This is a genomic window from uncultured Photobacterium sp. (genome assembly GCF_947502415.1).
Lineage (GTDB): Bacteria > Pseudomonadota > Gammaproteobacteria > Enterobacterales > Vibrionaceae > Photobacterium.
The window spans coordinates 63,019-89,469 of the sequence record NZ_CANMZV010000011.1; the positions used below are offsets into that span (position 1 = coordinate 63,019).

The window sequence follows — 26,451 nt, forward strand, 5'->3', positions numbered from 1 at the left end:
ACGCATACAATGAAACAATTTTTGGCGATGTGGATCAGGCGGTTTCGCACCATGGTGCGCTATCGGTTACTGCTTTTGACCTCGACTCCTATCTTTATCACTCTGTTGGTTTTGATTGCGCTGACGATGTACTGGACTGTCATGTACACCTGGCAAAATGCTTTAAAGAATGTACGGGCAGATCTTTCTGTAGCCCACCATAGTATGGAATTGTTGCAGAAGCAGCAGCGCATGCGGCTGACGTCGTTGACGGAATCATATGATTTTCAGTACCTGATGAAAAATGATGAAGCTGCACTTAGTGATTGGGTTCATAATCAGGCTCGGCGATACAACCTTGATTTCGTCGTCTTGCGTCCAGCTTCGGCTTTGGGTGAGTTCTCCAAGGCTAACCGCCATTTTCTGATGCGTGGTGAGGAGCAGACATTCTTTCAGCGACTTAATGTACAGGGATTGGAAGATTTACATGCAGATTTGCCAGCTCGAGCCCAGCTCCCGTTACTTCAGGAAGGGGAAATTGAGTCCACAGGGCTGGTAAGCCGAAGCATAATTCCAATTTTCAATAATGAAAATAATCTGCAGTGGATTATCGATGGCGGTATGCTACTGAATAACAGTACTAGCTTGGTGGATCGTATTCGTGATCTGGTCTATGCCGCCGATACTTTGCCTGAAGGTAGTATTGGTACTGTGACATTATTTATGGGGGATGTTCGTGTTAGTACCAACGTTCCACTGGATAGTGAACGTCTTAATGGTCGCGCGATCGGTACCCGGGTTTCTGATGAGGTTCGGTTGGCAGTTTTAGAGCAAGGAGAAACCTGGGTCGATCGGGCTTTCGTTTACGATGCCTGGTATGTCTCTGCCTATGAGCCTCTTAAGGATCATAATGGCGATATTATAGGGATGCTTTATACCGGGTACCTGGAATGGCCATTGATCCGTATTTACCTGACTAATATCGTTGAGCTTGGAGTTGGTATTCTTTTGGTTCTGTTGGCTTCCGGTGTGGTTGTTTATCGCGGTGCCCGCGATCTTTTCTTGCCGGTAGAGAAAATTCATCAGGTGGTGAAAGCCGTCCAGATGGGGCAGGACTGCCGAATTGGTTCGTTGGATTTGACTGAAGACCACGAGCTTGAAATTCTCGGTAAGCAATTTGATAGTATGCTCAACCAGCTCCATCAGCGAAATGAAGTGATCAAGCAAGCTTCAATTGAGCTAGAAGATAAGGTGAAAGAGCGAACCCAGAGTTTGCGAGAAAAAACAGAGGAGCTTGAACAGCATATTAAGTTACTGAATCAGGCTCGCAGCAAATTAGTAACCAGTGAAAAGTTGGCTGCACTTGGTGAGCTGACGGCTGGTATTGCCCATGAAATCAATAATCCGACTGCAGTTATACTGGGTAATGTAGAGCTAATGCAGTTTGAGCTGGGTGATGAAACGGAGCGGGTAAATGAAGAGTTGGCGGCGATTCACCAGCAAATTGATCGAATTCGAAATATTACCCGTAGCTTGCTGCAGTATAGTCGCCAGGGAGGAGTACAGGATGAGGTTACCTGGCAACATTTGAATCCGATAGTGGAAGAAAGTCTTACTTTGGTGCGATCTGGTACTAAAAAGCAGGCGATAGAGATTAAAGTTACCCTAGAGGCGAAATGTTGTGTGGAAGTAAACCGACATCAGTTATTGCAAGTGTTAGTGAACTTGCAGATGAACGGTGTACATGCCATGGGCGATATCGGGGTGTTGGAAGTGAGTACCGAAGACTGGTTAGATGAACAGGGTGAGGCTATTGGTGCTGTTGTGTCTGTTAAAGATCATGGTTGCGGGATCAGTGAGGAAAACATGGAGCGAATTTTCAATCCGTTCTTTACCACCCGTCGAAGTGGTACAGGTCTAGGGCTGTCAGTTAGCCAGGGAATTATTAGTCAAATCGGTGGCGAAATTTGCGTACAGTCGGCACCGGGTAAGGGATCGACATTTTCTGTATATTTACCGGAAAAAGCCTCAATAAGCGACAAACTATTATTGGCAGTTGAAGTTTAACGATATTTGAAAATAAGGTTATAAATAATAAAGGCATGATGAGTTCATGCCTTTATTATATTTGGTGTTTACAATAAAAATTACGACGATATTTTTGTTGTGTATTACTAGCCCATGAACAACAAACCGATAAACATAAAAATCATAGAAAAAAGTGTGGTACGCCGAATAATCCCCATGCGATCAGGGAATATCATCTCATAGTGTTGCATACAAGATCCTTTTGTGACCCAATTACGCTGTTTTTCTTGTATTCCTAAGTATAGTTCACTCTTCTCGGTATTGTTCAGTTAGTGAATTCCGCGTTGAAAGATGAGTAAAATGCTTAATAAATAAGAGAAAAATCTCATTTGGCTTTTTGTTGTGCCTATAATTATGTAAATACATAAGTGTGGTGGTGGTTATGAAATTGGCAGCTCTGTCTATCGGCGTGCTTCTTCAGTTTATATCGCTGTATATCGCTTTTTATAGTGATGTTCCGGGAAATATCTATTTAGCTACATTGATATCAGTAATGTCTGTTTGTACTTTAATTATCATCCGTAGCTTGATTGCCCCAGCTTGTTTACTTGCGGGTGTAATCGTTGGGTTATCTCTTTCCCATAATGAAGCAGATCTGCAGTTATTGACGAAAATAGAAGATACGATACAGAGCATGTTTGTGATTCATCTGAGTAGTAATCATTTTGTTGATATTTAGCCATTAAATTGACTTTTAATGTCGCGGAATAATTAGCTCCTGTCCGGCGAAAATGACCGAATTTGAGAGGTCATTAATGCTTTTTATCATAGATACGGATGTATTATTCAGTTGCGCGAGCTCACTGAGAGATTCACCGGCCTTGATATGATGGATAGTGAATTTTTGTTTTATATATTCATTACTTTCTTTGTTTTTAAAGAAAGTCTCTTTGGTGTTATTAGGTAGCAGTATTTTATTATCTCTGTTAGCAAAGGTGTAGCCATTGGTATATCCGGGGTTTAATGCAAGTAATTTGTCATGATTGATGCCGGCATGCTGCGCAATAAGGTTTAATTTCACTCTTTCATTTATGACCACTTCAGTGACTACAGGTTCTGGCTGTATTGTTACTAGCTTAAGAGTGTGTCGGTCTTGATGTTTAATGAGGTTGACTATAGCCAAGAGTTTTGGGACATATAACCGAGTTTCTTTGGGAAGCTGCAATGCCCAAAAATGAGTCGGTCTTCCATTTGCTTTATTTTGTTTTATAGCGTTTCTGACTCGCGCTTCACCAGTATTGTAAGCTGCGATAGCGTGTAGCCAATTGCCATCAAACCTGTCGAAAAGATACTCAAGTAGGTCAAGAGCTGCATTGGTTGACGTGATGATATCTCGGCGCCCGTCATACCCAGCCAAATAATCTAGTCCAAACGTTTTTCCTGTCGGTTTTGTAATTTGCCATAAGCCTGCAGCACCGCGGTGTGAATAGGCAAATTGATCAAAAGAGCTTTCGACAAAGGGCAGTAGTGCTATTTCAGTAGGCATGTTGCGATCTTTGACTTGCTCATAAATATAGAACAAGAAGGGTTTGGCACGCTCAGTGACAGTATCGAGATGATATTGATTGTTCAGGTACCAGTTTTTGTAGTACCGAACGTGCTTGTTATTGGGGACTTTGAATGTAAAAGAATGTCCTAGGATATCCCAAAGGTCTGGTTCATTATTTTGTTTCGGTGTGAGGGTTTCAATTTCAGTTGTCTCGTAAGGTACACCTGTTGCAATGTAGCTACCTTCTTGCATTTTAGTGTTAATCGAACATTGATTTATGATGTTATCAGGAAAGTTATTGATGCTAATCAACAACTCCGATTCAACGGTAGGAGGTTGAATGACTTGGTTCATCCCCTGGCAACCAGAAATTAAAAATGGAGTAAGAAAGATTAATGGCAACTTCATAATAACCACTCAAGGATAAATAATTGTTATTGTTGTAAACCTTGCTATTAAATTTTTGCTCTTAATACTAAACATAGCATCTTATATTTATAGCAGCATAAAAATAACATGTTGTATTAGTTACAGTAGTTTGCTGTTGCGTTCCAAAGAATGAGACGCGATAACCATTGTGGATTAAGCGGACTCTTTATCGCTTGTATTAAACTTAAAGTTGTTTTTTATCGGACGGAATACTAAAGCAGCTAGATAGGCCGTAAGAGAGTCAAGTACAAGTGGGAGCAGGCAAGATGTCGAAGTCCTATTACCCAATGGGGACCGTTTTAAAAATTCGTTGTAGTACTTACTGGCACTATGGGATATCGGATGGTGAGGGTGGAGTTATACATAACTCTAAGAAAAGATTACGAGTTCAAATAGATTCATTAAAAGATTTCACGGAAGGAAGAGATATAGTTGTTAGTAATATTACCAGTGACAAACCTGAGCGCGCATTTCACTATGCCACCCAACATATAGGGCGGCCTTATAACTTGTTTAACCAGAATTGCGAGCAGTTTGTTCGGGAGGCTCATGGCCTCGATATTGAGTGTACTCAGTTCCAGCAATGTTTGGTGACACTGGCTGGTGGCTATATCGTTTTAAAAGCGGATACGCCAATAGTGAAGATTGCCGGTATGGGTATGTTGCTTGGTGCATTCTTTTCCCCATCGGAGCGTTCTCCTTATGGAAGAGCGGCAACAGGGGCACAAGTGGTGGTAAAAAGTACCATGTTTATTTCTCATTTATTGAGGAAATTTAACGTGTTATGAGTATCTGAATTGTAAACTATTGGATCTTCGCCACAGAAAAAAATATTTCTCGCGGGTATGTTAATAAGAAGTAGTTGATTAAATACACTAATTCGAGCGAGTTTTTCTGTGACTATTTTAATTGAACGAAATCATGACTTTCCGATGGATAAGATCGCTGTATTATCAGAACAGATCGCTGGAGAGCTTGAACAGGAGTATGGACTAACCTGGGCTTGGCAGGAAAACAGACTGATGATCAATCACACTTCGGCAAAGGGTTGTTTGCACTCAGAAGAGGGTAAAATAACTATTGAACTGAGGTTGTTGGGCTTTGCGGCCAGTTTGTTTTCAGCCAGTATTGAAACCCATATATCAGAACGTCTCGACCAGCTATTGCTACCCCATTAATTAACCAGTTTGGAATAAGAAAGGGCCTCTTAAGAGGCCCTTTTTATATCTGGTTATCTTCCTGAAGGCTATTTGACAAAAATTTGATCCCGTCCACGATAAATTGTTGTTTTAGTAAGACCATTCTAATTGAAATTCGTATTCTTTAAACCAAGCAGTCAGGCAATACCCACTGGCTGACAAGTTGTCACAGAGATTAGGAGGGCACACTCATGGGCATCTTTAAACAGACTGCGGAAGAATCTAAAAAAGAGCAGATTCGTGACGCTATGGTCTACAACATCTGGTTAGCTGGTTTGGGCGCTTATGCAAAAAGTGCAGATGAAGTTAATCAATTGTCTGATAAAGGCAAAAGCTTATTTGACGAGTTAATCGAGCGCGGTCGCGCGGTTGAGTCAAAAACCAAAGAGCGTGTACACACAGCTCGTAGCCACACATCAGTTGCTATCGAAGAACGTGTACACAATGTGGTTCAGAAGTTGATTGGTATCGACAATGATCGTCTGGATCGTGTGGACGACAAAATTGATCACTTAACCGCAAGCATCGAAGCCTTGATCGAGCGTCAGCAGGATGAAAAACCTGTTGAAAAAAAAGCTGAAAAGCCTGCAGTTACTCGTAACCGTAAAGCAAGTGTTGCGCGTCGTAAGCCTGTAAAGGCAGCCACACCTGTTGAAAAGAAAGAACCTGAAGCTAAGGCTGCCCCTGAAGCGGGAAAGCCCCAAACCGTAGCAGCTAAGCCTGTTGCGGAGAAAGCTGAAGAAAAAAAGCCAGTAGCTGAAACAAAAGCTACTGATGGAACTAAGCCGGAAACGGTTTAACGGCAAGGTGTCGGGAGTACAGTAGCTCCCGGTATCAAAATAGATTTTCTGTAATCCAGCGTTATGACGCAGGGGGATAAAATTATGAGCGAAAACACAGTAGTTAAAGCGGCAAAAAATGTCGTTGAAAGTGGTGAAGGCGTTGCACGCAACATCTGGCTAGCAGGTCTGGGTCTATACAGCCGTAGCCTAGAAGAAGCGCAGCAAATTAATGAAAAAACTAATCACATGTTCGATGAGTTAGTTGAGCGTGGTAAAGAAGTGGAAATCCAAGCAAAAGAATGCATTGGTAAAAATGCAGAGAAAGCAACAGACGAAGTTGAAGCAGGTATGAATGATTTATTCTACCGCCTCAGCGGAGTAGACCGTGAGAAGCTTGAGCGTATGGACGAGAAAATCGACAAGCTCACAACTGCGGTAGAGAAGTTGGCAGAAGCAGAGTAACTGCCAATTCAGGGTTGCTATCCAATAAGCCAGCCAGACGATAAAGCAGCCCTGCTTTAGGTCTAACTGCCTTTCCCAGTCTGTAGGTGGTTAACCTTTTAGGTTGCGCGTGGGCCATGCACGCGCACCTTTTTTCGTTAGAATGGTCGCCAAAATTATACATATCTGTACAAAAATCTACCTTGTCTGGTTTGGTGATTATGTAAATTTCTCGATGTTTTACCACCAGATATTGACCAAAGGGGTTTTTTAATCCTACATTTGTTACTGAATTGTAATAAAGGTGGCATTTATGGATAGTTGGCGAAATAGAGCTTTTAACAAGGTTTTGTTTCGAATCATGCGGCAGAGACTAGCCAGTTGTAATAGTACTGACGAAATGCGTGATTTGATTCTGAGTATTGATAGCTATGGCGCCTTAATTAGTGCCCCAAAGGGAATGGAAATAACCCCGACTAAGTTTGCAAACACGCCTTGTGACTGGATTGATATGCCTCACAGCAGTGGGAATAAAATCATTCTCTACTTTCATGGCGGTGGTTTTTGCTTCAGCAGTCCAAGAATTCATAACGCTTTTCTTGCTCGCCTGGCCAATGCAACCAAATCCCGTGGTTTGATGGTTAATTACAGTCTTGCGCCAGAACATCCTTACCCAAAGGCTCCAGATGAGTGTTTTGCGGTTTATCGCGCCTTACTGATGCATGGCTACCTTCCCAGCCAAATTATCCTTGCAGGGGACTCTGCAGGCGGTAATTTGACTTTAACGACTTTACTTCGTCTGCGTGATTTAAATTTACCTATGCCGGCTGCTGCGATTTTGATTTCTCCGGTCACCGATATGGCTGTTACAGGGGAGTCTGCCTTTAAAAAATGTAAAGATGATCCTTTTTTCGATTTGAGTACGTTGTTGCTCATGCGAAATAATTATATCGGTGCACAAAATCCATGCGATCCTGATATATCGCCTTATTACGCCCAGCATCATGACTTACCACCTATTTTTATTACTGCTGGTACTGAAGAACTGTTAATGGATGATTCTGTTCGCCTGGCTGAAAAAATCGGTGAGGTGGGGGGGGATGTGACGCTGAATGTGATAAAAGGGGTACCGCATGTGTACCCGTTGTTTTATCAACTGAGTGAAGCCAGGGATGCGATAAAGCTAATGGCCAGCTTCATTCAGGAAAAATACAAAGAAGCAAAATCTGAGCATAAAGAAGCCAGCTAATGCGTATGATGCAGGTATTGGTTTGTTTGAGGCGTTAAATTGCTACTTGGCCAGCTCCGACAGTTTTGTTCTTTGGTAGTGATGCGCTGAATCTGAGATTTTTCCGCTGTTTCCAGTCTGGATCCATTTTTTGATTCGGCCGGCATCGCCAATGGGCGTCATTTTGCCGTAGGCATCGAGCATCACCATGACAAGCTTTTTGCCGTCGACATTGGCTATCATCGCCAGACAGCGCCCGGCAACGTCCAGGTATCCAGTCTTACTTAAATCAAGTTTCCACTTCTTCCCACGGGCCAGTGCATTGGTATTGGTGTAGGCAAGCTTATATCTGGGTTTTTTGAAATAGGCGGTATGTACAGATGTCGTACTGTATTTACGGATCTGAAGGTATTTGTGCGCAGCTTTTACCATTTTGGCGAGATCGGCAGCGGTTGAGACGTTTTCAGGGCTGAGTCCTGAGCTATCGACGAAACGGGTATGTTTCATACCTAATGATTTGGCTTTTTTGTTCATGGCTTTGATAAAAGCGTCGTAGCCCCCAGGGTAGCTTTTCGCAAGGGCGGCTGATGCCAGGTTCTCAGAAGACATCAGTGCAATTCTGATGGTTTCACTGCGGCTGAGCTGTGATTCCATCCTGATCCTGGAATAACCGTTGTAGATACGTTCCTTGTCAGTTTGGTCGAAAGTGATTTTTTCTGTCAGTGGTTGTTTTGCGTCCAGCACAACCATGGCAGTCATTAGCTTGGTGATTGAAGCGATAGGCATCACTATATCGGCATTTTTCTTATAAAGCGTTTTGCCGGACTTGAGATCCGTAACGTAAGTGCTGACAGAAGCCGTTTCTATCTTTTTCGGATCAAGTTTGGCTGCTTTGGCCGATGCTATTGTTGAAGTGTAGATGCATATCGCACTGAAGAATAGAATTAAAGTTCTGCCCACAACGACTCCTTGGCATTTTATTACGAACATTATCTATAGAGTGGCTAATGGTTCCCTTTCTTTGCGATTGGTGCAAGTTATGTTTTTGTCAAAATTGTCTTCTCAAGAGAGCAGTTGAGTATATTGCTTTCTAAATATTGAGGTTAGTCGGATCGGTTGCCTGGAATGTCTGAACTTTGAGAATACAAATCATCACAAAATATAGCGGCATACTGTGACCAGTAAGCCGGACTTGGCTGTATGAATGGTGTGCTTTACTGATGTCTGATAACCTCTTGAATTAAAGGCGTTCATCAAGGGAAGAAATATGGAACAGCAGCGTTTAGAAGATTACTTGAGCCGGTTTAAAGGTGCTGAGGCGAGTTATCCGTTTGGTCCGGAGGTGTTAGTCTTTAAGGTGATGGGAAAAATGTTTGCCTTGCTGGGAGAGCATCAGGGAATGCCGCGAGTAACGTTGAAATGCCAACCTGCAGACGGCGAGCTTTTAGTCAGCCAGTTTGACGGTATTACCCCTGGCTATTACATGAACAAACGTCATTGGATCACTGTGTCACTGCGTAGCGATGTCGGCGAAGCCATGGCGCTTGATCTCGTCGATAAATCTTATCAGCTGGTGGTCAGCAAGTTGAGAAAAGCTGACCGAGAAGAGTTGGCTGGTAAACTAACCACTTATAAAGAATAACGCCATGCATTGCATGGCGTTAAAGTATGGCGGTTTTGCTTAATTCATCTGATAAGAATAGGGGCTAGCTTACAAGCTCATCCAGCAGATCCTGATGGGTGTAGAACGGTGAATCCGCTGAATCGGTCAAGTATGGCTCAACCATTGAAATCAAACGTAGAACACCAGCACGGATCAGGTCTGTTTCACTGTATTTATCATCCAGCAGTGTTTGGTAGTTCAACCAGTTCAAACTTACCAGCAATAAGTTATCAGCGAGCAAAGGCAGGCTGTTGTTGTCACACTTGAGTTTGCCAAGGCTGATCAGGTGCGAAAGCATATCATTGCTTAAGGTCCGTAGTTTTAGAATTAATGTGCGGATCTTACGCTTGATTTGCGGACTCTGGCTGTTGAGTGTATCTAGATTCCTGAACAAGAAACGATAATGGGTAAACAGCGCCATAATGGTATGCATAAATGGCCAGTAGTCATCAAAATCTTTGACTTGTTTCGGGTATTCATTACTGATTGTGGTGAGGGAGTTTTGAAGTTCTGTCACCAGCGTTGCAATGATTTCATCTTTACCTCTGAAGTGGTAATAGAGGTTACCCGGGCTGATCCCCATTTCTGTTGCTATTATCAAGGTACTGACCTGTGCGATTCCGTCGCGGTTAAACAGGTCAAGGCTAACTAATAAAATCCTATCGCGGGTTTTCATTGTTTCTTCCTTGTTTTCCTGAAAGGTAGCTGTTCTACCACCGTCACCGGCTTGGTGAAGGTATATTGGCGAACAGCTACTTTTCCCGTTGTCGTGCCTTATCTATTACTCTGCATTAAGCTGTGGCAGTTTTTCACGAAGGAAATCGTATTCTGCCTGCATTTGATTTTTAATATCGTCGCAGATGAAAGATACAAGCGTGCTGCCAATCAAAGGAACCGATGATTTAACAGTTACAGACACATTGTTTTGAGTCTGGATGCCGCTCTCAGCCGGTTCGCTAAACATCATCTGTCCAGATATCGTCGCAGGAACACCAATAATCTCCACTTTCATGTGACAAAGCAGCTGTTCATTTTCCTGCCAGTGCCAGGTTTCTTTCTGCTTGATGGTGTTATAGCTGCCCAGCAAGCTTTTTAGCATCGCTGGTACGTTAGCCGGAACTTCACGTTGCGTCTCGACAATAAAGCCATCATCCGTTTCATTGATATTGTTGACTCGGACATTTCTGGCACCTAGCTTCTGGTATTTTTCGACGATTAGATCATCTTCACTGAAGAAGCGCAGGATGATATCCAGTTTTTCCTTATAGTCATGGATTGCAGTAATTTGCATAGTGTTTCCTTTACATATGTATTTCGCGGATGATGCTTGAAAGCGCCTTAGCTTCGGCACTCTTTTCTTTTGGTGCGGCTTTGTGGTCCTTGTCGACGGCCTCAGGTGTATCTGGTGACATGCTGAAGCCAGCGTTCATAACCAGCTCACCCAGTTTCGGATAAGCACCGTGAATAAGAGCTGCAAACAGGCCTAGACGGTTGGCGATACGTTTAGGTTTTTCGATGATAGCTTTGACTATCAGGTCCGTCGCCTCGTCAGAAGTCAGTAGCGGAATGCCACCTTCAGCCTTGCGGTAGTGATCAGAAATCATAGGTGTTTCGACTAAAGGCATATTGATGGTCGTGAAGTTGATACCCTGACTGCTTAGTTCGGTACCAGCGGTACGAGTGAATGAGTCAAGGGCAGACTTCGATGCCGCATAGGCAGAGAAGCGAGGCTGGTTGGTCAATACAGCAATTGATGAGATATTGATGATATGACCTGACTGTTCTTCCACCATGTCCGGCAGAAGGCCAAGGATCATGCGAAGTGAACCGAAATAGTTCAGCTGCATAGTACGCTCGTAGTCATGTAAACGTTCGACAGAATGCATTACTGAGCGGCGAATTGAACGACCGGCGTTGTTGATCAGGATATCAACTTTGCCGTGATGCTGTTTAACTTCATCCAGTACCGCTTGTGTAGCTTCATCATTGCTGAGATCACACTGATAAATAAATGCACGGCCACCACGGCGTTCAACTTCGTTTCGGGCTTGTTGCAGACGTTCCAGGTCACGAGCAATCAGTACCAGAGTCGCATTGGTTTCTGCCAATCTAAGTGCTGTGGTATAGCCAATACCTGAAGAGGCACCAGTCAGAACGATCACTTTGTTGTTGACGCAACCTTTTAGAGTGCGGTCGACATGTAGTGATGGATCCAGGTTGCGTTCCCAGTAATCCCAGATGTTATTGACATAATCAGGCAGGCGAGGGCAATGGATGCTACTGTCTGCCAGTGCGTTGAGAGTATTCGTACAATCGAACTGGGTCGGATAGTTAAACATTTTCACTGCGTCTTTAGGAACCTGCATTTCCTGGCTGATCGCATCAATGAAGTTACGTAAAACAGGAAGGTGTCCGAGTTGCTGCCAGAAGTTGTTTGGCACCATGCGGAACAGGCGCATATCCAGGCGCATTGCCATTCTTGGTGCGTGACCGGCTTCAGCGAACATATTGATGACTTCGCCGGCACGATAAGGGTCGGGGTCAACGACGTGGAAACATTGGTTATCCAGATCTTCTTTATGAGCAATGTGGTCAACGGTATCAGCAACGTAATCGACCGGCACCAGATTCAGACGGCCGCCTTCAAGGCCAAGTAGAGGCATCCACTCAGGAAGGGACTGGCGTAGTCGCTGAATAATCTTGAAGAAATAGTAAGGCCCGTCAATACGGTCTGCTTCACCTGTTTCGGAATGGCCGATTACGATACCCGGACGGTAAGCGCGCCATGGGATCGTAGCCGTTTCCTGAACCAGTTTCTCGGCATTGTGCTTGGTTGCAAAGTAGGCATTATCAAGGCCAGTTGCTTCGTTAAGCATATCTTCACGGAACCAGCCGCGGAATTGGCCAGCTACTGCAATAGAGCTGATGTAGTGGAAGCAACCAGCATTGATGCGCTCAGCCACTCTTAATGTGTTTTCTGTGCCATCAATGTTTGCACGCATCATCGCTTCTTCGTCGGCTTCTAGATCGTAGATAGCGGCGAAATGGAAGAAGTTGGTGATTTTGCCTGTTAATGACTTGATGTCATCAGCGGACAGGCTAAGGTTCGGTTCCGTGATTGAGCCACGGAAAGTGTGAAATTTGTTACGAGGTAATTGATTTTTTTCAATAAGATCCTGAAGTCTCTGATCGTCCGCTTCACTGAACGAAAGTACGTAGATATCCCCAGGTCGTTTAGCCAGACGTTTAATAAAATTAGAACCGATAAAACCAGTTGCGCCGGTAATGAAAGAATTCATGACCACTCCTTACGCGATTTATAATGTATTTGAAGACAGAGTAATATAGTTATACTGGTCGGATGACCGCCAATAAGTGTGCACCTAGTGGCACAAAATCACAAAGTAAATCACTTAAAAATCTGGGTTAGATCAATATTCTGTAAGGGAATTGCAAGGATTGGAGTATTTGCTCACATTTTGACTTATCTTGTTTGTAATTGATGATTTTATAGACATATGCGTAGCGAAGTATTGAAGCACTAATTATATGTAGGACTTATGCTTTTTTGAGGAAAAGAGATGCTTCGAGAAAAGGTGTTTTTTAAACGTGACTTAATGGTGTAAGTAATTGCTTGATGAACAAACTTTCAACTTAAATTGAACAAGTATAGGTGGGTTCTTGCCATCTAATGCAAGCTATACCGTTATCGTTTGGATTTGTTCTATGTAGGTTGTGTCATTCGGTATTGTACTTGGATTACAGGTAATCCTGGGAATGGTTCAATTGATTGCATTGTGGATTGATTGTCATGGTTGTTGTTTTTTATGATGGCATTCTCTCGAAGCTGTATAAACTGAAATTTTAACTTTTGCTATCAAATTTACTAGATACCAAAAGTTGGTACTCACAGAATGCAACGATAAAAAAAGCGAGAAAGCTGATGCTTGCTCGCTTATAAAGGTTTCGTGTCAGTAAGTTAGTGCTGAGTCAGATACCGCTTGTAGTATATGACTGGCTAGTTAGCACTCCATACTTGTGTACCCGTACGCTGGAAGTTGTAGCCGCCGAGTTGGTCTCCCTTTGCCTGGACTTCTGGATCAGACAGAGCGTGCAACAATTGCTGCTGTAGGGTACGGAAATAGATATTCTTCGGGATCACCAGCTCAAAGGCTTCGCGGCATAATGGTATAAAGCCGAGGCCAAACTCACCGGCAGTACTCTGGCTGGCGCAACCAACATCAGCCACGCCACGGGCAATACACGATGCCAGTTCCCGTTCACTATTACAGACATCGGCTTTGGTTAGCATATCAATGTTAAACGCATGTCCGTGAAGCCATTCTTCCAGAGCACGCATACTACCGGCACCTTCCTGCCGAAGCGCCCAACGCCAGCGGGAAGCCAGCAGTTCATGAGGACTTAATGAACGATTATTAACGCAGTCAGCGATTTCATGGCTAACCACTAAACCTTGTTGGCGTTCAAAGGCATGGATTAACACCCAGTTTTTATGACCCGGATATTGCTGTAGCAGAGCCGGGTGGCGTAAAGCGGCTTCTTCAGCATGACCCCAGTGAATGGCGCACATGTCAACATGACCTTTGCTCAACATCGACAGGCCTTGTCGCGTACCGGTAGAGGTATAGCCGACCAGAGCAGTACTACCTAACTGGTTCGCCATTTTGCCGACAATCATTTGCAGCAGGGGATCATCAGAGCCTGCAATCAACAAGCGATCGTTAAGTACTCCGTTATGGCAGGATTCTAATAGCCATTGATCAAGCATTGCTTTTGGGAATAGCCATTTACCTGTAACTTTGGTCGCGGGAAGTACACCGTCGTTGGCAAGGGCATAAACTTTTTTTTCATTCAGGTCGAGGTATTCCGCAACCAGTTTAGCGTTCATGAATTCAGGGAAGCTGGTGGACATTTACTCATTACCTCCGGTTTCGCCTTTTACATCCAGGGTCAGGTTTTCCATGCCATTGTATACTTGGAACCTGTGTCCTTTGGCGCGGGCAATCATGGTGATTCCGAGTTGCTGGGCAAGCTCGTAACCCATTTGTGTGGCCCCGGAGCGGGATAGAAGAACCGGGATCCCCATTTGAGCGACTTTAATCACCATTTCAGAAGTCAGGCGACCTGTGGTGTAGAAGATCTTATCTTCGCCAGTTTCATCTTGTAACCACATTTCACCAGCAAGTGTATCGACTGCATTGTGGCGACCGACATCTTCAACAAAAGAGAGGATTTCAGTTCCTTTGCACACGGCACATCCGTGAATTGCGCCTGCAGCTTTGTATGTGGCGTTATGGTGAGTCAGCGCTTCAAGAAGGCCATATAAATTGGATTGCGCGATTCGAGGCTGTGGAAGGGTAACGCCTTCCAGTTTTTTCATAACGTTGCCATACATGGTTCCTTGGCCACACCCGGATGTAACGGTTTTCTTGCCGAGTTTCTTTTCCAGCCCATCGGTACTTTCGCGAGTGATAACGGCGGCGGAATTGGTATCCCAATCAATGATCAAAGATTCGATTGCATCCAAATCTTCAATAAACCCCTGGTTCTTTAAATAGCCAAGTACTAATGCGGCAGGGCGTTCACCGAGAGTCATCAGGGTAACTACTTCAATCCAGTTGAGGTAAACCGTAAGAGGATGCTCGCAGGCAATTTCTTTTTCCATCATATCGCCGTACTCATCCATCACTTGTACGGTGATGGTCTGATCGACGGAGGATTTCGTTTTAATGATTTTTGGCAATTGGGTCATCAGAGATTCCTGGTGAATCTGTTCATGAGTCTATGCTCGAAAATGCTAATCGCATGAGAATATGTTTTTAACATTGCACATAAGCAAACTTCGTTCCAGTTCTTATTTATATTGGTCGATTTTTTAAAAGAAATGTAGACCTTCATCTTTTTTGGGAAGTTATATCGCAACCCGGTAGTAAAAATAGGTATCACCACATGATTATGATCGCGTTCAAAATTCCAGTCGGGAATTAAGTTGGTCTGATATTTGCTTTAAGAGCTTTATTCGAGGGTAAACGAGCTAAGAGTAAGGAGTGAGTATGCCAGAGCTACGTAAAGATGAATCGATATGGCCGATTGCATTTCGATTGGTTTCTGAAGAAAAGCAAATTGGTCGCTGGACGACGCTGGATTGGTCTCTTGAAGATGTGTGCCTGTATGACCAGGACCAAATAGCCGAAGTTGCAAAATCTGACGGTGGCTACCTTCTTCCGCTAGAGCTTTTTCGCGACGAACGTAGTGAGTATCGCTTTAACCTGAGTTCCCAAGACCCGCATTTATTCTTTGTTTGTGAACAAGATAACGAGCAGCTTTCACCTTTGCTGGTAACTGCTGCGCAGAGTGTTGCAAGTAGCTATATGGACGGGGACTACCAGGTTTTGCATATCCAAATTCCGCTTCAGATTCAGGCCTGGATGGAAGCATTCATCGGTCGACATGGCGAATTGATCGAATGTAAGCGTAAGCGTGGTGGTAAAGGAAAAAAAGGACGTTCCAGTGGCAACTGATTTTTTTCAACGTTGGTCAAGCAGGAAGTTAGCTGCAAGGGAAGAGCAAACAGAGGCAGTTGCACTGGCAAATCAGCAAGCTGAGCTTAGTTCACCTGAAGCTCAACAAAGTGAGATAAAAGAGAAAAATACAATTTCTTCGGCTCAAGTTGAAGCAGATAACGAAAGTGCTGACTCTCGACATAACCATATCCCGCCAGTAACTCATGATGCTGAAAGTGAGAAAGAAAATACTGCTCCGACATTAGATGATGTGGCTGATGTGACTTTTGATAGCGGGGTGGCTTCATTTATGAAGTCCGGTGTTGAGAAGTCCGTTAAAAAGGCGGCATTGCGTAAGTTGTTCCATTCAGATGAGTTCAATTATGTCAGTGACATGGACGATTGCACAGAGGATTTCTCCAATCTGAAGGCTCTGGATTCTAGTGTGACTAAACAGCTTCGTAACTGGATGAGTGAAGTTGTAGACGAGTTTGAAGATGCCAGTGAGAAATCGGAAGCAGGGGAGTCAGCTGAACAAGTCGAACTGGAGTCCATGGATATCCAGTTCGACCCTAACCAATTGATAGAAAAAGAAACAGAAGCTTCATTATGGCGTGAATCTATCCCTACCTCGGCAGAGGGAGATGCATCAGCTCAGGTACAAGAAGAGCAACTTGTGAAAGATGATGTATTGGTTGCTGAGCAAGAAACACGCACGAAGAGAAGCTAGCTGTATACGTAGAACTAACCATATACGTAAGGAATAGGTTAGTCAGGGTTGAAAAATCCTGTTTAAAAGTGAAGTGAGACAAAAAGGGAAATATACCCTTATTAATCATCGGGACATTTTGGCGCAGTGCGAATAAAGGTGTGAGACAAATTGTCGCATTGCTGGTAGGTCAAAGAGTCTCTTTCTGACTTTGGTTCCTTATAGGTCATTTTATTCCGTAAAAAGTTGGTTCGGTTATTGCTCTTATAAAGAGCATGAAGATACCTGTTTGGAATTTTTCCATAGATAAGCAGGACTTCAATCGGCACTGACTGACGGTGACGAGTAGACAGGAATAATAATGTTAAAAAGTACACTAGAAGCGTTTTCTGACAACCTTTTTTCAGACAAGAACGGACAAGCACGACTGGCGGCGATTGTTGGCACTGTTGAGCTGTCTAACTTGATCCCGCCTACGGTTTCTTATGAAAGCCGTGGCAATTTGCTGATCATTGGTGAACAGGAAACAATTACAACGGCGGCAAGCCAGTTTTCAGAACTGAATTCAGTCACGCTTTTGGCTACAGAGAAAGCAGAGACAGAAAAGGCTGAAAATCTGTACTTCAGCAAAGAGGTGGCTGTGAAAGGTTACCTTGGTGCTTTTGAAGTCACTTGTCGTGTTGAAGGCGCACTTACTGATACCACCGCAAATCTTGCAAAAGTGGCCATTGGCCGTGATTGTTTTGATCTGATTGTCGATATGACAGCAGAAGGTGTGGTTATAACGGAAATTCCGGCTCCGGGTTATTACCATGTGGGAGCAGGCAAAGCGAAATTGGCGAAAGTGATTGAAGAGCTTCCAGCTATGCTTGGAACCTTTGATAAGCCAAAGTATTTTCGTTTAAATCCAGAAGCTTGTGCCCATTCATCCCGTGGTGTAAGTGGTTGTGACCGTTGTGTTGATGCATGTCCGGCAGGTGCTTTGTCCAGTAATGGTCATGCAATTGAGATCAACCCATACCTTTGTCAGGGGGTTGGTACATGTGCAATGGCTTGCCCTACAGAAGCTATTACCTATGCCTTGCCTGATCCTGAAAATACTCAGCACTTTATCCATCGTTTGCTAACGCGTTATCAGCAAGAAGGCGGAGAGACTCCTACACTTCTGTTTTATGGTAATCGTGATGAGCGAAATGTTGCTGATGCACTGGCAAAACTTCCGACAACGGTTGTACCCGTTGCTTTGGAAGAGCTGGCAACGATTGGTGTTGATACTTGGTTTAGTGCATTGGCTTATGGTGCGCATCAAGTACTTCTAGCGACAAATACGGCATATATTCCTGCCACGATTGATCGTGTTCTTTCTGATGAACTGGCGATTGCTCAAACTTTCCTGACTGAACTGGGTTATGAAGCTGACCGCATTACGTTGTTTAACTTTGCGGATGCAGAATCCTTCCAGGCATTTGATGCACCACTGCTTTCTGTAGATAAGCGCATTGAAGGTTCTAAGCGAGACAAGCTATTTGCTGTTCTGGAAATGCTTTATAACGCATCGGTTCAAAAGCCTGAATATTCAGCACTTCCTGCAAATGCACCTTATGGCTCGGTTGAATGTCAATCTGACGATTGTACGTTATGCATGAGTTGTGTGGCGGTTTGTCCAACTCGCGCCCTGCATGCGGTTGGTGATCGTCCGGGACTTTTGTTTATTGAGCAAGATTGTGTTCAGTGCGGTATGTGTGAAAAGGCATGTCCTGAAAAAGTGATCGCGATGAAACCAGGTTTGAACTGGGATAAGGCGACACGTCAGGACGTTCGCGTTATTCATGAGGAAGAAGCGGCTTGTTGTACTAGCTGCGGAAAACCATTTGCACCTGCATCGATGGTGAAAATGCTAACTGAGAAGTTACAAGGTCACTCTCAATTCCAGGGAGATGCCATTCGCCGGTTGGCTATGTGTGAAGACTGTCGTGTTCGCGATGTCTTTTCGAAGATCGAAAATGATCCTGAAAGTCAGCTAAGGGTGTAAGGAGCAGAATATGGAACAATCAATGGTAAATCAGCCTCAACACGAACAATCTCAGCTTCGTATCGAGATCTACGCCATGCTGGCACATCTGCTGCGCAAAGCACCGGATGAAAATGTCCTGAATTGGCTGGCAGAGCTTGATGTCGAAGATACTCAATATCAAACCACAGAAATGGCTGCGGCTTGGCCATTACTAAAACTGGCTGCACAAAAGGCAAATCTGATTGCTGTCGAAGAGGAATATCAGGATCTATTCATCGGCATTGGCCGAGGAGAGGTTGTACCTTTTGGTTCCTGGTATCTGACAGGTTCTCTGATGGAAATGCCTTTGGCTCATTTGCGACGTGATTTAGCCGTGCTTGGTTTTCAGCGTGATGAATCGGTTAAAGAGCCAGAAGATCATATTGCCGCACTACTTGAAGTGATGGCAATGCTGGTGGAAGAGGGGCCAGAACACCTTCAGAAGACGTTCTTCAACCGTCATATCGCAACGTGGTTTGAGAAGTTATTTGCCGATGTGAAAGCGGCTGAAAGCGCAGTGTTCTACTGCGCCGTCGGTGAGCTGGCACTGCAATTTTTAACGGTAGAAAAAACGCGTTTTATTGAAGCAAAGTAATCTTTGTTTTCATCCGCTTTTTATTACGACGTAACTATAGAAAAACAAAATGATCGATTCCTTATTCGCTTAAAGGGCTATATAAGGAATAACGATGAAGGAGCAAGCTTTAATGAGTGAGCAAAAGAAACCCAACGAAAGCCGTCGCCAATTGTTAAAAAATATTGGTCTGACTATGGCTGCTGGTGCTGTTGCTGCGGGCACAACTTCTGTTGCTAATGCGGCTGGTGATAAGCCAGAAAATAAAAATGAATCTAAAACAACCGGCTATCGCGAAACTCAGCATATTCGTGATTACTACGAAACCTTGTAAGGCGGAGCAATAAATGAAACTGACTAAACGTTCCGACAAAGTGAGCAAGGACGAAAACCAGCTAGGTATTTCTCGTCGTTCCTTTATCCGTAATTCATCACTGGCGGCTGCTGGTGGTATCGCAGGTGCGGGCATGTTTGCACCTGGCATGATGAAAAAAGCGGAAGCGAAAACCGTCGATCCGCAAGCGCCGGTTGAAATTAAACGTACCATCTGTTCTCACTGTTCAGTGGGCTGTGGTATCTACGCAGAAGTGCAAGAAGGTGTCTGGACTGGCCAAGAACCCGCTTTAGACCACCCTATTAATGCTGGTGGACACTGCGCCAAAGGTGCTGCACTTCGTGAACACGGTCACGGCGAGCGTCGTGTTAAATATCCAATGAAACTTGTTAACGGTAAGTGGAAAAAACTTAGCTGGGAACAGGCACTGGACGAAGTCAGTAAGAAAGTACTGAAGATCCGTGAAGAATCAGGCCCGGATTCTGTGTACTGGCTGGGTTCTGCAAAGCACAACAACGAACAGGCTTACCTGTTCCGTAAAATGGTATCCATGTGGGGTACTAACAACGTCGACCACCAGGCGCGTATCTGTCACTCAACCACTGTTGCCGGTGTAGCAAACACCTGGGGTTACGGTGCGATGACTAACTCCCTGAACGACATGCACAACTGTAAGTCGATTCTGTTCATCGGTTCGAATGCCGCAGAAGCGCACCCGGTAGCGATGCAGCACATCCTGATCGCGAAAGAGAAGAACAACTGTAAGATCGTTGTAGCTGACCCGCGTCGCACCCGTACTGCTGCGAAATCTGATCACTATGTATCACTGCGTCCAGGCTCTGACGTTGCCTTCATCTGGGGCGTTCTATACCACATCTTTAAAAACGGCTGGGAAGATAAAGAATTTATCCGTCAGCGTGTTTGGGGTATGGACGAAGTTCGCGCAGAAGTTGAGAAATGGACGCCTTCTGAAGTTGAACGCGTAACTGGCGTACCTGAAGCTGACGTTTACCAGACAGCGAAACTTCTGTCTGAAAACCGTCCTGGCTGTGTTGTTTGGTGTATGGGTGGTACTCAGCATACTACTGGTAACAACAACACACGTGCCTACTGTATTCTTGAACTGGCCCTTGGCAACATGGGTAAAGCGGGCGGTGGTGCTAACATCTTCCGTGGTCACGACAACGTACAGGGTGCAACTGACTTTGGCGTTCTTTCTGACAACCTACCTGGTTACTACGGCCTGTCTGCAGGTGCGTGGAAGCACTGGGCAGGGGTATGGGATGTCGATTACGAATGGCTGAAAGGTCGTTTTGATCAGGCGGATTACCGCGGCAAAAAACCAATGAACAACGCCGGTATCCCTGTATCGCGTTGGATCGATGGTGTCTTGGAAGACAAAGAAAACATCGAGCAGAACGACAACATCCGCGCCATGTTCTACTGGGGACACGCGGTGAACTCACAGACTCGTGGCCCGGAAATGCGTAAGGCAATGGGTAAGCTGGATATGATGGTTATCGTTGACCCATACCCAGGTGTAGCATCTGTGATGAACGGCCGTACTGACGACGTTTACCTGCTTCCGGCAACAACACAGTTTGAAACTACAGGTTCTGTAACGGCGACCAACCGTTCTATCCAGTGGCGTGACCAGGTTATCGAACCACTATTCGAATCTAAGCCTGACCATGAAATCATGTACTTGCTGGCGAAGCGAATCGGTCTTGCTGATCAGCTGTTTAAGAACATCAATGTTGTTAATAACCAGCCAGTTATCGAAGACATTACCCGCGAATTCAACAAGGGTATGTGGACTATCGGTTACACCGGTCAGAGCCCAGAGCGTATTAAAGCGCACCAGAAGAACTGGCATACCTTCAACCGCACAACGCTAGAAGCAGAAGGTGGTGAGGTTCACGGTGAAACTTACGGTCTGCCTTGGCCTTGTTGGGGTACGCCTGAGATGAATCACCCAGGTACGCACATCCTTTATGATACGTCGAAGCCTGTTGCTCTTGGCGGCGGTAACTTCCGTGCGCGTTTCGGTGTTCAGTACCAAGGTGAAAGCCTGCTGGCAGAAGACAGCTACTCACTGGGTTGTGAGCTGGAAGATGGTTATCCGGAATTCTCTGACAAGCTTCTGAAGCAGCTTGGTTGGTGGGATGAGCTAACAGCAGAAGAAAAAGCAGCGGCTGAAGGCAAAAACTGGAAAACTGACCTTTCTGGCGGTATCCAGCGCGTAGCTATCAAGCACGGTTGTATTCCTTACGGTAACGCAAAAGCGCGTGCAAAAGTTTGGACATTCCCGGATGCAGTTCCTCTTCACCGTGAGCCGCTATACACGCCTCGCCGTGACCTTGTAACTGATTACCCAACGTGGGATGACAGCGAGTCTAAGTACCGTCTGCCAACGCTGTATAAATCTATTCAGGAACAAGATGTATCTGGTGAATACCCGATCATCCTGACTTCTGGCCGTCTGGTTGAGTACGAGGGTGGTGGTGAAGAAACCCGTTCTAACCCATGGCTGGCAGAGTTGCAGCAAGAGATGTTTGTTGAAGTGAACCCGAAAGATGCCAACGATCTTGGCTTCAAAGACGGTGACATGGTGTGGGTTGAAGGTGCCGAGAAGGGCCGTATCCACGTTAAGGCTATGGTAACGCGCCGCGTTAAGCCCGGTCTGGCGTTTATTCCATTCCACTTCGGCGGTAAGTTCCAGGGTGAAGATCTTCGTGAACGATACCCTGATGGTTCAGCACCGTATGTAACCGGTGAATCAGCAAACATTGCAACTACATATGGCTACGATCCTGTAACTCAGATGCAGGAAACCAAAGTAACCCTATGTAAAATCTCTAAAGCGTAAGGAGTCATTCTGATGGCACGTATGAAATTTCTTTGTGACTCTAAGCGTTGTATTGAGTGCAACGGTTGTGTGACAGCCTGTAAAAATGAAAACGATGATGCACTTGAGTGGGGCATTCAGCGCCGCCGTGTTGTAACACTAAATGACGGTGAGCCGGGTGAAGCTTCAATCTCGGTTGCGTGTATGCACTGTAGCGACGCGCCTTGTATGGCGGTTTGTCCGGCTGACTGTTTCGAGCAAACAGAAGACGGCATCGTTCGTCATAACAAAGACCTGTGTATCGGTTGTGGTTACTGCCTGTTTGCTTGTCCGTTTGGTGCGCCCCAGTTCCCTAAACAAGGTGCGTTTGCTGAGCGTGGCAAGATGGACAAATGTACGTTCTGTTCAGGTGGTCCGGGCGTTGAGCCGGGTTCTCTTGAAGAGAAGCAGAAATACGGCGCGAACCGTATTGCCGAAGGCAAACTGCCAATGTGTGCATCACTGTGTTCGACTAAAGCACTGCTTGCCGGTGATGCAGAGAAGATCTCTGCTATCTACCGCGAGCGTGTAGTTGCACGTGGTGCTAAAGAGGCGGGCTGGGCAATGGCCGAAGCGCTTGATGCTGGAAAAGTACGTAAGGGCTAATCGCCGTACATAACCAGTACTCAAAGGTACTGAGCGGTTTCAGCCTGTTCGCAGGCTGAAACCATTACTGAGTAATTACTGTTTCGATACAGTCGGGAGTTTTAATGACTAAGCGAATTCAACGCTTGTTTACTACGCTGGTTACTGCATTCATGCTGACATTTTCGCTGTCAGTATTAGCCAGCAATGAAACTAGCCAAAACACGAATAGTGAGCGCTTGGGTGAAACTGTGGTTCAGAAAGAAATCACAGGTTTTGCCGGTGCTGATTATTGGCGCATGGTCAAGGATGGTCAGGAAGGTTACACCACATCACGTTCACCTGAGCATGGTGTGCTCATCTCTGTTCCGGGACAGACATGGTTTATCCTGAAAGAGAAGTGGATGTCTCCACTGGGTGCGCTGGCGATCTTTGGTAGCCTTGCATTGGTTGCTTTGGCATATGTGACTGTTGGGCCGCTAAAACTGAGCAAGCCTAAAACTGGTCGTAAAATTAAACGCTGGAGCCGTTTGGATCGTGCGCTTCACTGGAGCATGGCGTTTACTTTTCTAACCCTGGCATTCAGCGGCCTGACGCTGGTTTATGGCAAACACTTTATTAAGCCGGTTGTCCCTACAGAGCTATGGGGCTGGATTATTTATGCAGCCAAGCAGTACCACAATTATATTGGTCCTATTTTTGCGATCCTGCTATTTGCTGTGTTAACCAAATGGTGGCGCAAGAGTATCTTTAATAAAGTTGATATTGAATGGTTCATGAAAATGGGCGGAATGGCTGGTAAGTACAAGGGGACTCACCCGTCTGCGGGTTTCTCGAATGCCGGTGAGAAGGCTATTTTCTGGCTACTGATCTTCTTTGGTATCTTTATTATCGCAAGTGGCTTTGTTCTGGATTTCCCTATCTTTGAACAGACTCGCCGTGATATGGAACTCTCTAACCTTATTCATATGTTCTCGGCACTCATCCTGATCTGTGGTTTTGTGTTCCATATCTATATCGGCCTGTTCGGTATGGAAGCGGCACTGGACGGTATGATCACTGGTGAAGTAGATGAAACATGGGCTAAGGAACATCACGACCTTTGGTATGAAGAAGTAAAAGACCTTCCTGAAAACCAGCCGGGTTATGATGCAAAAGCCGAGGCTGTTAAAGAAAGCGCCTGATAACAATAGTTGTTATTTCGATAAAAAAAGCCGGTGAAGCAATTCACCGGCTTTTTTGTAATTACAATTTAACCGGCATTTTATCTTTCTTTTTACCCACAAACAGCCGTTTAAGCCCAGAATATAGCTGACCACGACTCTAGTGCACTATAACTTTTTACATTGAACTCAAATCAATAAAAAATAAACTATTTACTAGAAAAACCAACAAAAATTATTTATACGCTTTACAGAAATAACACTGGATATTGCTATGTCGATACATCAAATAATTTGATATCGTTGATTTTAAAACATAGCTTAGCCTTGATATTGTTCGACTAATGTCTCAGTAACTTCGCTTTATAATCATATTAAAGCAGTGGTATAAATAAATTCTTGAGCCACAATAAGGACGACTTTTATGCTTTTTCCGTATCGAAATATTGTTGTTTTAACAGGTGCGGGCATTTCCGCTGAATCAGGAATCCGTACTTTTCGCGACCAAGATGGGCTCTGGGAAGATCATCACATCGAAGATGTAGCTACTCCAGAAGGATATCGCCGAAATCCAGGTCTGGTACAAGAATTCTATAATCAACGTCGTCAGCAGCTCGTGAGTGGAGGCGTTGGTCCTAATGCAGCTCATTTAGCTTTGGCTCAGCTTGAACGTGAATTAGATGGCAATGTGATGATAGTTACACAAAATATCGATAACTTGCATGAAATGGCCGGAAGCCAGAGCATTCTCCACATGCATGGAGAATTGCTAAAAGCACAGTGCAGCCAAACAGGTCAGGCTGTGGAGTGGAGTGGGGATATATCACTTGATGACCATTGTCACTGTTGCCAGATGCCGGCTCCATTGCGCCCCAATGTCGTTTGGTTCGGGGAAATGCCAATTGGTATGGATCGCATCCATGATGCATTGATGGAAGCTGATTTGTTTATTTCTATCGGGACATCCGGAGCGGTTTATCCGGCGGCGGGCTTTGTTCATGAAGCAGCAATGCATGGGGCACATACGGTTGAATTAAACCTTGAGCCAAGTGAAGTGGAAAGTGAATTTGCTGAGAAACGTTACGGCTTGGCATCGGTGATTGTTCCGCAGTTTGTTAAAGAAATACTGGACTAAATGTTTAGTTCAGTATTAGGGCGATTTGGTTTCAGAGCCGAAGAACACCTGTAAAAAAGCCTCGCATTTGCGAGGCTTTTTTCATGAATAGCTTTAGTGGATTACTGACCAGCTTTTAGCTTCTGGTAGTACTCTTCATAAATTGTGTTTGCAGAGCCTACGCTGTCTTGCCATTCACCAGCATCTAGAACATCTTGTGGTGGATAGATGTTCGTGTCGTTAACAAATTCTGCAGGAAGCAGTTTCTTCGCTGTACCAACTGGTGTCGGATAGCCGATTTCAAGCGCGATCTTTGCTGCATTTTCAGGGCGAAGCAGGAAGTCGATCATCTTGTGCGCGGCTTTGGTATTTTTCGCAGCCGCTGGGATAGAAATGCTGTCCATCCAGAAGATTGCACCTTCTTTTGGCCACACGATGTCAATAGGAGCACCTTCTTGACGAGCCATGTACGCGGAACCGTTCCAAAGCATACCCAGAGAGGTTTCACCTGCCATGTATGGGTTAGCAGGGTAGTCTGAGTTGAATACCAGTACGTTAGGCATCAGTTTCTTCAACTCTTCGTATGCAGCTTTAATTTCTTCTGGTTTTTTCGTGTTCGCAGAAAAACCAAGCTTACGTAGAGCGATGTGGAAGAATTCACGAGAATCATCCATCATCATTAGCTGGCCTTCCCACTTAGAATCCCATAGGTCAGCCCAAGAGTTGATCTCAGCTTTATCCATCATTTCTGTGTTAACGCCGATACCGGTCGCACCCCAGATGTATGGGATAGAGTAGTCATTCTTTGGATCGAATGGCTTATACAGGAAGTTAGGGTCAAGGTCCTTAAAGTGCGATAGTTTGGAGTGGTCAATTTTCTGAAGCATACCTTCATCACGCATCTTTGATACGTAATAAGTTGAAGGAACAACTAGGTCGTAACCGGCTCCGTGGGTTTTAAGCTTCGCGTACATGGTTTCATTCGATTCATAAGTCGAATAGATAACCTTGATACCCGTTTCTTTTGTAAACTGTTCTAACACTTCGTTAGGAATGTACTCAGACCAGTTATAGAAATACAGCTCTTCATCTGCAGCAGTTGCAACGTTAGAGAACATTGCCATTGCGCAAACACCACTGGTCACCAAAGAAGACCATTTTTTCATTTTATTGTGCTCCAAAAAATATAAGGATATTGAGAGTTATCTCT

General features: G+C 44.7%; 25 protein-coding genes. 17 read left to right on the plus strand and 8 right to left on the minus strand.

Features of this window, described 5'->3' with window-relative positions; all coding sequences use genetic code 11:
- The first annotated feature begins 9 nt into the window (after nt 1-9).
- Nucleotides 10-2,046: a cache domain-containing protein gene (locus Q0852_RS13080; protein WP_299018600.1), complete on the plus strand. Its 2,037-nt coding sequence runs from the start codon at nt 10-12 to the stop codon at nt 2,044-2,046.
- A 403-nt stretch (nt 2,047-2,449) separates the two neighbouring features.
- Nucleotides 2,450-2,746 (plus strand): hypothetical protein, encoded by a 297-nt coding sequence (locus tag Q0852_RS13085; RefSeq protein ID WP_299018602.1) that lies wholly within the window; start codon nt 2,450-2,452, stop codon nt 2,744-2,746.
- A gap of 15 nt (nt 2,747-2,761) precedes the next feature.
- Here the strand turns inward: Q0852_RS13085 and Q0852_RS13090 are convergent, their stop codons facing one another.
- The gene (locus Q0852_RS13090; protein WP_299018604.1) at nt 2,762-3,964 is read right to left on the minus strand and encodes a transglycosylase SLT domain-containing protein; all 1,203 of its coding nucleotides are present in this window, start codon (nt 3,962-3,964) and stop codon (nt 2,762-2,764) included.
- Nucleotides 3,965-4,251: 287 nt separating this feature from the next.
- Between Q0852_RS13090 and Q0852_RS13095 the strand changes: the two genes are divergently transcribed.
- From Q0852_RS13095 to Q0852_RS13115, 5 genes are all read left to right on the plus strand, one after another.
- Nucleotides 4,252-4,773 (plus strand): lecithin retinol acyltransferase family protein, encoded by a 522-nt coding sequence (locus Q0852_RS13095; RefSeq protein ID WP_299018606.1) that lies wholly within the window; start codon nt 4,252-4,254, stop codon nt 4,771-4,773.
- Nucleotides 4,774-4,881: 108 nt separating this feature from the next.
- Nucleotides 4,882-5,163 (plus strand): polyhydroxyalkanoic acid system family protein, encoded by a 282-nt coding sequence (locus tag Q0852_RS13100; RefSeq protein WP_299018608.1) that lies wholly within the window; start codon nt 4,882-4,884, stop codon nt 5,161-5,163.
- Between the two features lie 212 nt (nt 5,164-5,375).
- Complete coding sequence (locus Q0852_RS13105; RefSeq protein ID WP_299018610.1) at nt 5,376-5,984, plus strand: phasin family protein; 609 nt, start codon at nt 5,376-5,378, stop codon at nt 5,982-5,984.
- Between the two features lie 84 nt (nt 5,985-6,068).
- Entirely contained in the window at nt 6,069-6,428 is a 360-nt protein-coding gene (locus Q0852_RS13110) for a phasin family protein (protein ID WP_299018612.1), read from the plus strand.
- A 340-nt stretch (nt 6,429-6,768) separates the two neighbouring features.
- Nucleotides 6,769-7,656, plus strand: coding sequence for an alpha/beta hydrolase (locus Q0852_RS13115; protein ID WP_299018614.1), 888 nt, complete (start codon nt 6,769-6,771; stop codon nt 7,654-7,656).
- 42 nt (nt 7,657-7,698) lie between these two features.
- On the opposite strand, the gene pbpG is transcribed toward Q0852_RS13115, so the two are convergent.
- Nucleotides 7,699-8,595 (minus strand): D-alanyl-D-alanine endopeptidase, encoded by an 897-nt coding sequence (pbpG, locus tag Q0852_RS13120; protein ID WP_299018616.1) that lies wholly within the window; start codon nt 8,593-8,595, stop codon nt 7,699-7,701.
- A gap of 307 nt (nt 8,596-8,902) precedes the next feature.
- Between pbpG and Q0852_RS13125 the strand changes: the two genes are divergently transcribed.
- On the plus strand, nt 8,903-9,277 hold the full coding sequence (locus Q0852_RS13125) for an MmcQ/YjbR family DNA-binding protein (RefSeq protein WP_299018618.1): 375 nt from the start codon (nt 8,903-8,905) through the stop codon (nt 9,275-9,277).
- A gap of 64 nt (nt 9,278-9,341) precedes the next feature.
- On the opposite strand, the gene Q0852_RS13130 is transcribed toward Q0852_RS13125, so the two are convergent.
- The 5 genes from Q0852_RS13130 to fdhD form a co-directional block, all read right to left on the minus strand.
- Nucleotides 9,342-9,974, minus strand: a complete 633-nt coding sequence (locus Q0852_RS13130) for a TetR/AcrR family transcriptional regulator (protein ID WP_299018619.1) — start codon at nt 9,972-9,974, stop codon at nt 9,342-9,344.
- Nucleotides 9,975-10,079: 105 nt separating this feature from the next.
- Nucleotides 10,080-10,589 carry a DUF2505 domain-containing protein gene (locus Q0852_RS13135; RefSeq protein ID WP_299018621.1) on the minus strand — a complete coding sequence of 170 codons (510 nt, stop codon included), beginning with the start codon at nt 10,587-10,589 and terminating at the stop codon, nt 10,080-10,082.
- A gap of 10 nt (nt 10,590-10,599) precedes the next feature.
- Entirely contained in the window at nt 10,600-12,597 is a 1,998-nt protein-coding gene (locus Q0852_RS13140; protein WP_299018623.1) for an SDR family oxidoreductase, read from the minus strand.
- A gap of 719 nt (nt 12,598-13,316) precedes the next feature.
- Nucleotides 13,317-14,231, minus strand: a complete 915-nt coding sequence (locus tag Q0852_RS13145) for a helix-turn-helix transcriptional regulator (RefSeq protein ID WP_299018625.1) — start codon at nt 14,229-14,231, stop codon at nt 13,317-13,319.
- Nucleotides 14,232-15,071, minus strand: a complete 840-nt coding sequence (fdhD, locus tag Q0852_RS13150; protein ID WP_299018627.1) for a formate dehydrogenase accessory sulfurtransferase FdhD — start codon at nt 15,069-15,071, stop codon at nt 14,232-14,234.
- 301 nt (nt 15,072-15,372) lie between these two features.
- Here fdhD and Q0852_RS13155 point away from each other — a divergent pair, with 301 nt between their 5' ends.
- From Q0852_RS13155 to cobB, 9 genes are all read left to right on the plus strand, one after another.
- Nucleotides 15,373-15,840 (plus strand): DUF3305 domain-containing protein, encoded by a 468-nt coding sequence (locus Q0852_RS13155; RefSeq protein ID WP_299018629.1) that lies wholly within the window; start codon nt 15,373-15,375, stop codon nt 15,838-15,840.
- The gene (locus Q0852_RS13160; RefSeq protein WP_299018631.1) at nt 15,830-16,552 is read left to right on the plus strand and encodes a DUF3306 domain-containing protein; all 723 of its coding nucleotides are present in this window, start codon (nt 15,830-15,832) and stop codon (nt 16,550-16,552) included. Before Q0852_RS13155 ends, Q0852_RS13160 begins: the two co-directional genes overlap by 11 nt.
- A gap of 340 nt (nt 16,553-16,892) precedes the next feature.
- The gene (locus Q0852_RS13165; RefSeq protein WP_299018633.1) at nt 16,893-18,563 is read left to right on the plus strand and encodes a 4Fe-4S binding protein; all 1,671 of its coding nucleotides are present in this window, start codon (nt 16,893-16,895) and stop codon (nt 18,561-18,563) included.
- Between the two features lie 10 nt (nt 18,564-18,573).
- Nucleotides 18,574-19,179, plus strand: coding sequence for a molecular chaperone TorD family protein (locus tag Q0852_RS13170; protein ID WP_299018635.1), 606 nt, complete (start codon nt 18,574-18,576; stop codon nt 19,177-19,179).
- A 112-nt stretch (nt 19,180-19,291) separates the two neighbouring features.
- On the plus strand, nt 19,292-19,492 hold the full coding sequence (locus tag Q0852_RS13175; RefSeq protein WP_299018762.1) for a twin-arginine translocation signal domain-containing protein: 201 nt from the start codon (nt 19,292-19,294) through the stop codon (nt 19,490-19,492).
- Nucleotides 19,493-19,505: 13 nt separating this feature from the next.
- Nucleotides 19,506-22,361, plus strand: coding sequence for a formate dehydrogenase subunit alpha (locus tag Q0852_RS13180; RefSeq protein WP_299018637.1), 2,856 nt, complete (start codon nt 19,506-19,508; stop codon nt 22,359-22,361).
- A gap of 12 nt (nt 22,362-22,373) precedes the next feature.
- A complete protein-coding gene (gene fdh3B / locus Q0852_RS13185) occupies nt 22,374-22,985 on the plus strand; it encodes a formate dehydrogenase FDH3 subunit beta (protein ID WP_299018639.1) in 612 nt (203 codons plus the stop codon).
- Nucleotides 22,986-23,089: 104 nt separating this feature from the next.
- On the plus strand, nt 23,090-24,148 hold the full coding sequence (locus Q0852_RS13190) for a formate dehydrogenase subunit gamma (protein ID WP_299018641.1): 1,059 nt from the start codon (nt 23,090-23,092) through the stop codon (nt 24,146-24,148).
- Nucleotides 24,149-24,551: 403 nt separating this feature from the next.
- On the plus strand, nt 24,552-25,262 hold the full coding sequence (gene cobB / locus Q0852_RS13195) for a Sir2 family NAD+-dependent deacetylase (protein WP_299018643.1): 711 nt from the start codon (nt 24,552-24,554) through the stop codon (nt 25,260-25,262).
- 101 nt (nt 25,263-25,363) lie between these two features.
- Here cobB and Q0852_RS13200 read toward each other — a convergent pair whose 3' ends face one another.
- Nucleotides 25,364-26,407, minus strand: a complete 1,044-nt coding sequence (locus Q0852_RS13200) for an extracellular solute-binding protein (RefSeq protein ID WP_299018644.1) — start codon at nt 26,405-26,407, stop codon at nt 25,364-25,366.
- Between the last annotated feature and the right edge of the window lie 44 nt (nt 26,408-26,451).

Coding starts and splice junctions, on each gene's coding strand:
- Q0852_RS13165 (WP_299018633.1), top strand. CDS start 16,893: ATGTTAAAAAGTACACTAGAAGCGTTTTCTGACAACCTTTTTTCAGAC.
- fdh3B (WP_299018639.1), top strand. CDS start 22,374: ATGGCACGTATGAAATTTCTTTGTGACTCTAAGCGTTGTATTGAGTGC.
- Q0852_RS13140 (WP_299018623.1), bottom strand. CDS start 12,597: ATGAATTCTTTCATTACCGGCGCAACTGGTTTTATCGGTTCTAATTTT.
- Q0852_RS13155 (WP_299018629.1), top strand. CDS start 15,373: ATGCCAGAGCTACGTAAAGATGAATCGATATGGCCGATTGCATTTCGA.
- cobB (WP_299018643.1), top strand. CDS start 24,552: ATGCTTTTTCCGTATCGAAATATTGTTGTTTTAACAGGTGCGGGCATT.
- Q0852_RS13200 (WP_299018644.1), bottom strand. CDS start 26,407: ATGAAAAAATGGTCTTCTTTGGTGACCAGTGGTGTTTGCGCAATGGCA.
- Q0852_RS13090 (WP_299018604.1), bottom strand. CDS start 3,964: ATGAAGTTGCCATTAATCTTTCTTACTCCATTTTTAATTTCTGGTTGC.
- Q0852_RS13115 (WP_299018614.1), top strand. CDS start 6,769: ATGCGGCAGAGACTAGCCAGTTGTAATAGTACTGACGAAATGCGTGAT.
- Q0852_RS13125 (WP_299018618.1), top strand. CDS start 8,903: ATGGAACAGCAGCGTTTAGAAGATTACTTGAGCCGGTTTAAAGGTGCT.
- Q0852_RS13080 (WP_299018600.1), top strand. CDS start 10: ATGAAACAATTTTTGGCGATGTGGATCAGGCGGTTTCGCACCATGGTG.
- Q0852_RS13135 (WP_299018621.1), bottom strand. CDS start 10,589: ATGCAAATTACTGCAATCCATGACTATAAGGAAAAACTGGATATCATC.
- fdhD (WP_299018627.1), bottom strand. CDS start 15,071: ATGACCCAATTGCCAAAAATCATTAAAACGAAATCCTCCGTCGATCAG.
- Q0852_RS13175 (WP_299018762.1), top strand. CDS start 19,292: ATGAGTGAGCAAAAGAAACCCAACGAAAGCCGTCGCCAATTGTTAAAA.
- Q0852_RS13105 (WP_299018610.1), top strand. CDS start 5,376: ATGGGCATCTTTAAACAGACTGCGGAAGAATCTAAAAAAGAGCAGATT.
- Q0852_RS13110 (WP_299018612.1), top strand. CDS start 6,069: ATGAGCGAAAACACAGTAGTTAAAGCGGCAAAAAATGTCGTTGAAAGT.
- Q0852_RS13085 (WP_299018602.1), top strand. CDS start 2,450: ATGAAATTGGCAGCTCTGTCTATCGGCGTGCTTCTTCAGTTTATATCG.
- Q0852_RS13095 (WP_299018606.1), top strand. CDS start 4,252: ATGTCGAAGTCCTATTACCCAATGGGGACCGTTTTAAAAATTCGTTGT.
- Q0852_RS13145 (WP_299018625.1), bottom strand. CDS start 14,231: ATGTCCACCAGCTTCCCTGAATTCATGAACGCTAAACTGGTTGCGGAA.
- Q0852_RS13190 (WP_299018641.1), top strand. CDS start 23,090: ATGACTAAGCGAATTCAACGCTTGTTTACTACGCTGGTTACTGCATTC.
- Q0852_RS13130 (WP_299018619.1), bottom strand. CDS start 9,974: ATGAAAACCCGCGATAGGATTTTATTAGTTAGCCTTGACCTGTTTAAC.
- Q0852_RS13180 (WP_299018637.1), top strand. CDS start 19,506: ATGAAACTGACTAAACGTTCCGACAAAGTGAGCAAGGACGAAAACCAG.
- Q0852_RS13170 (WP_299018635.1), top strand. CDS start 18,574: ATGGAACAATCAATGGTAAATCAGCCTCAACACGAACAATCTCAGCTT.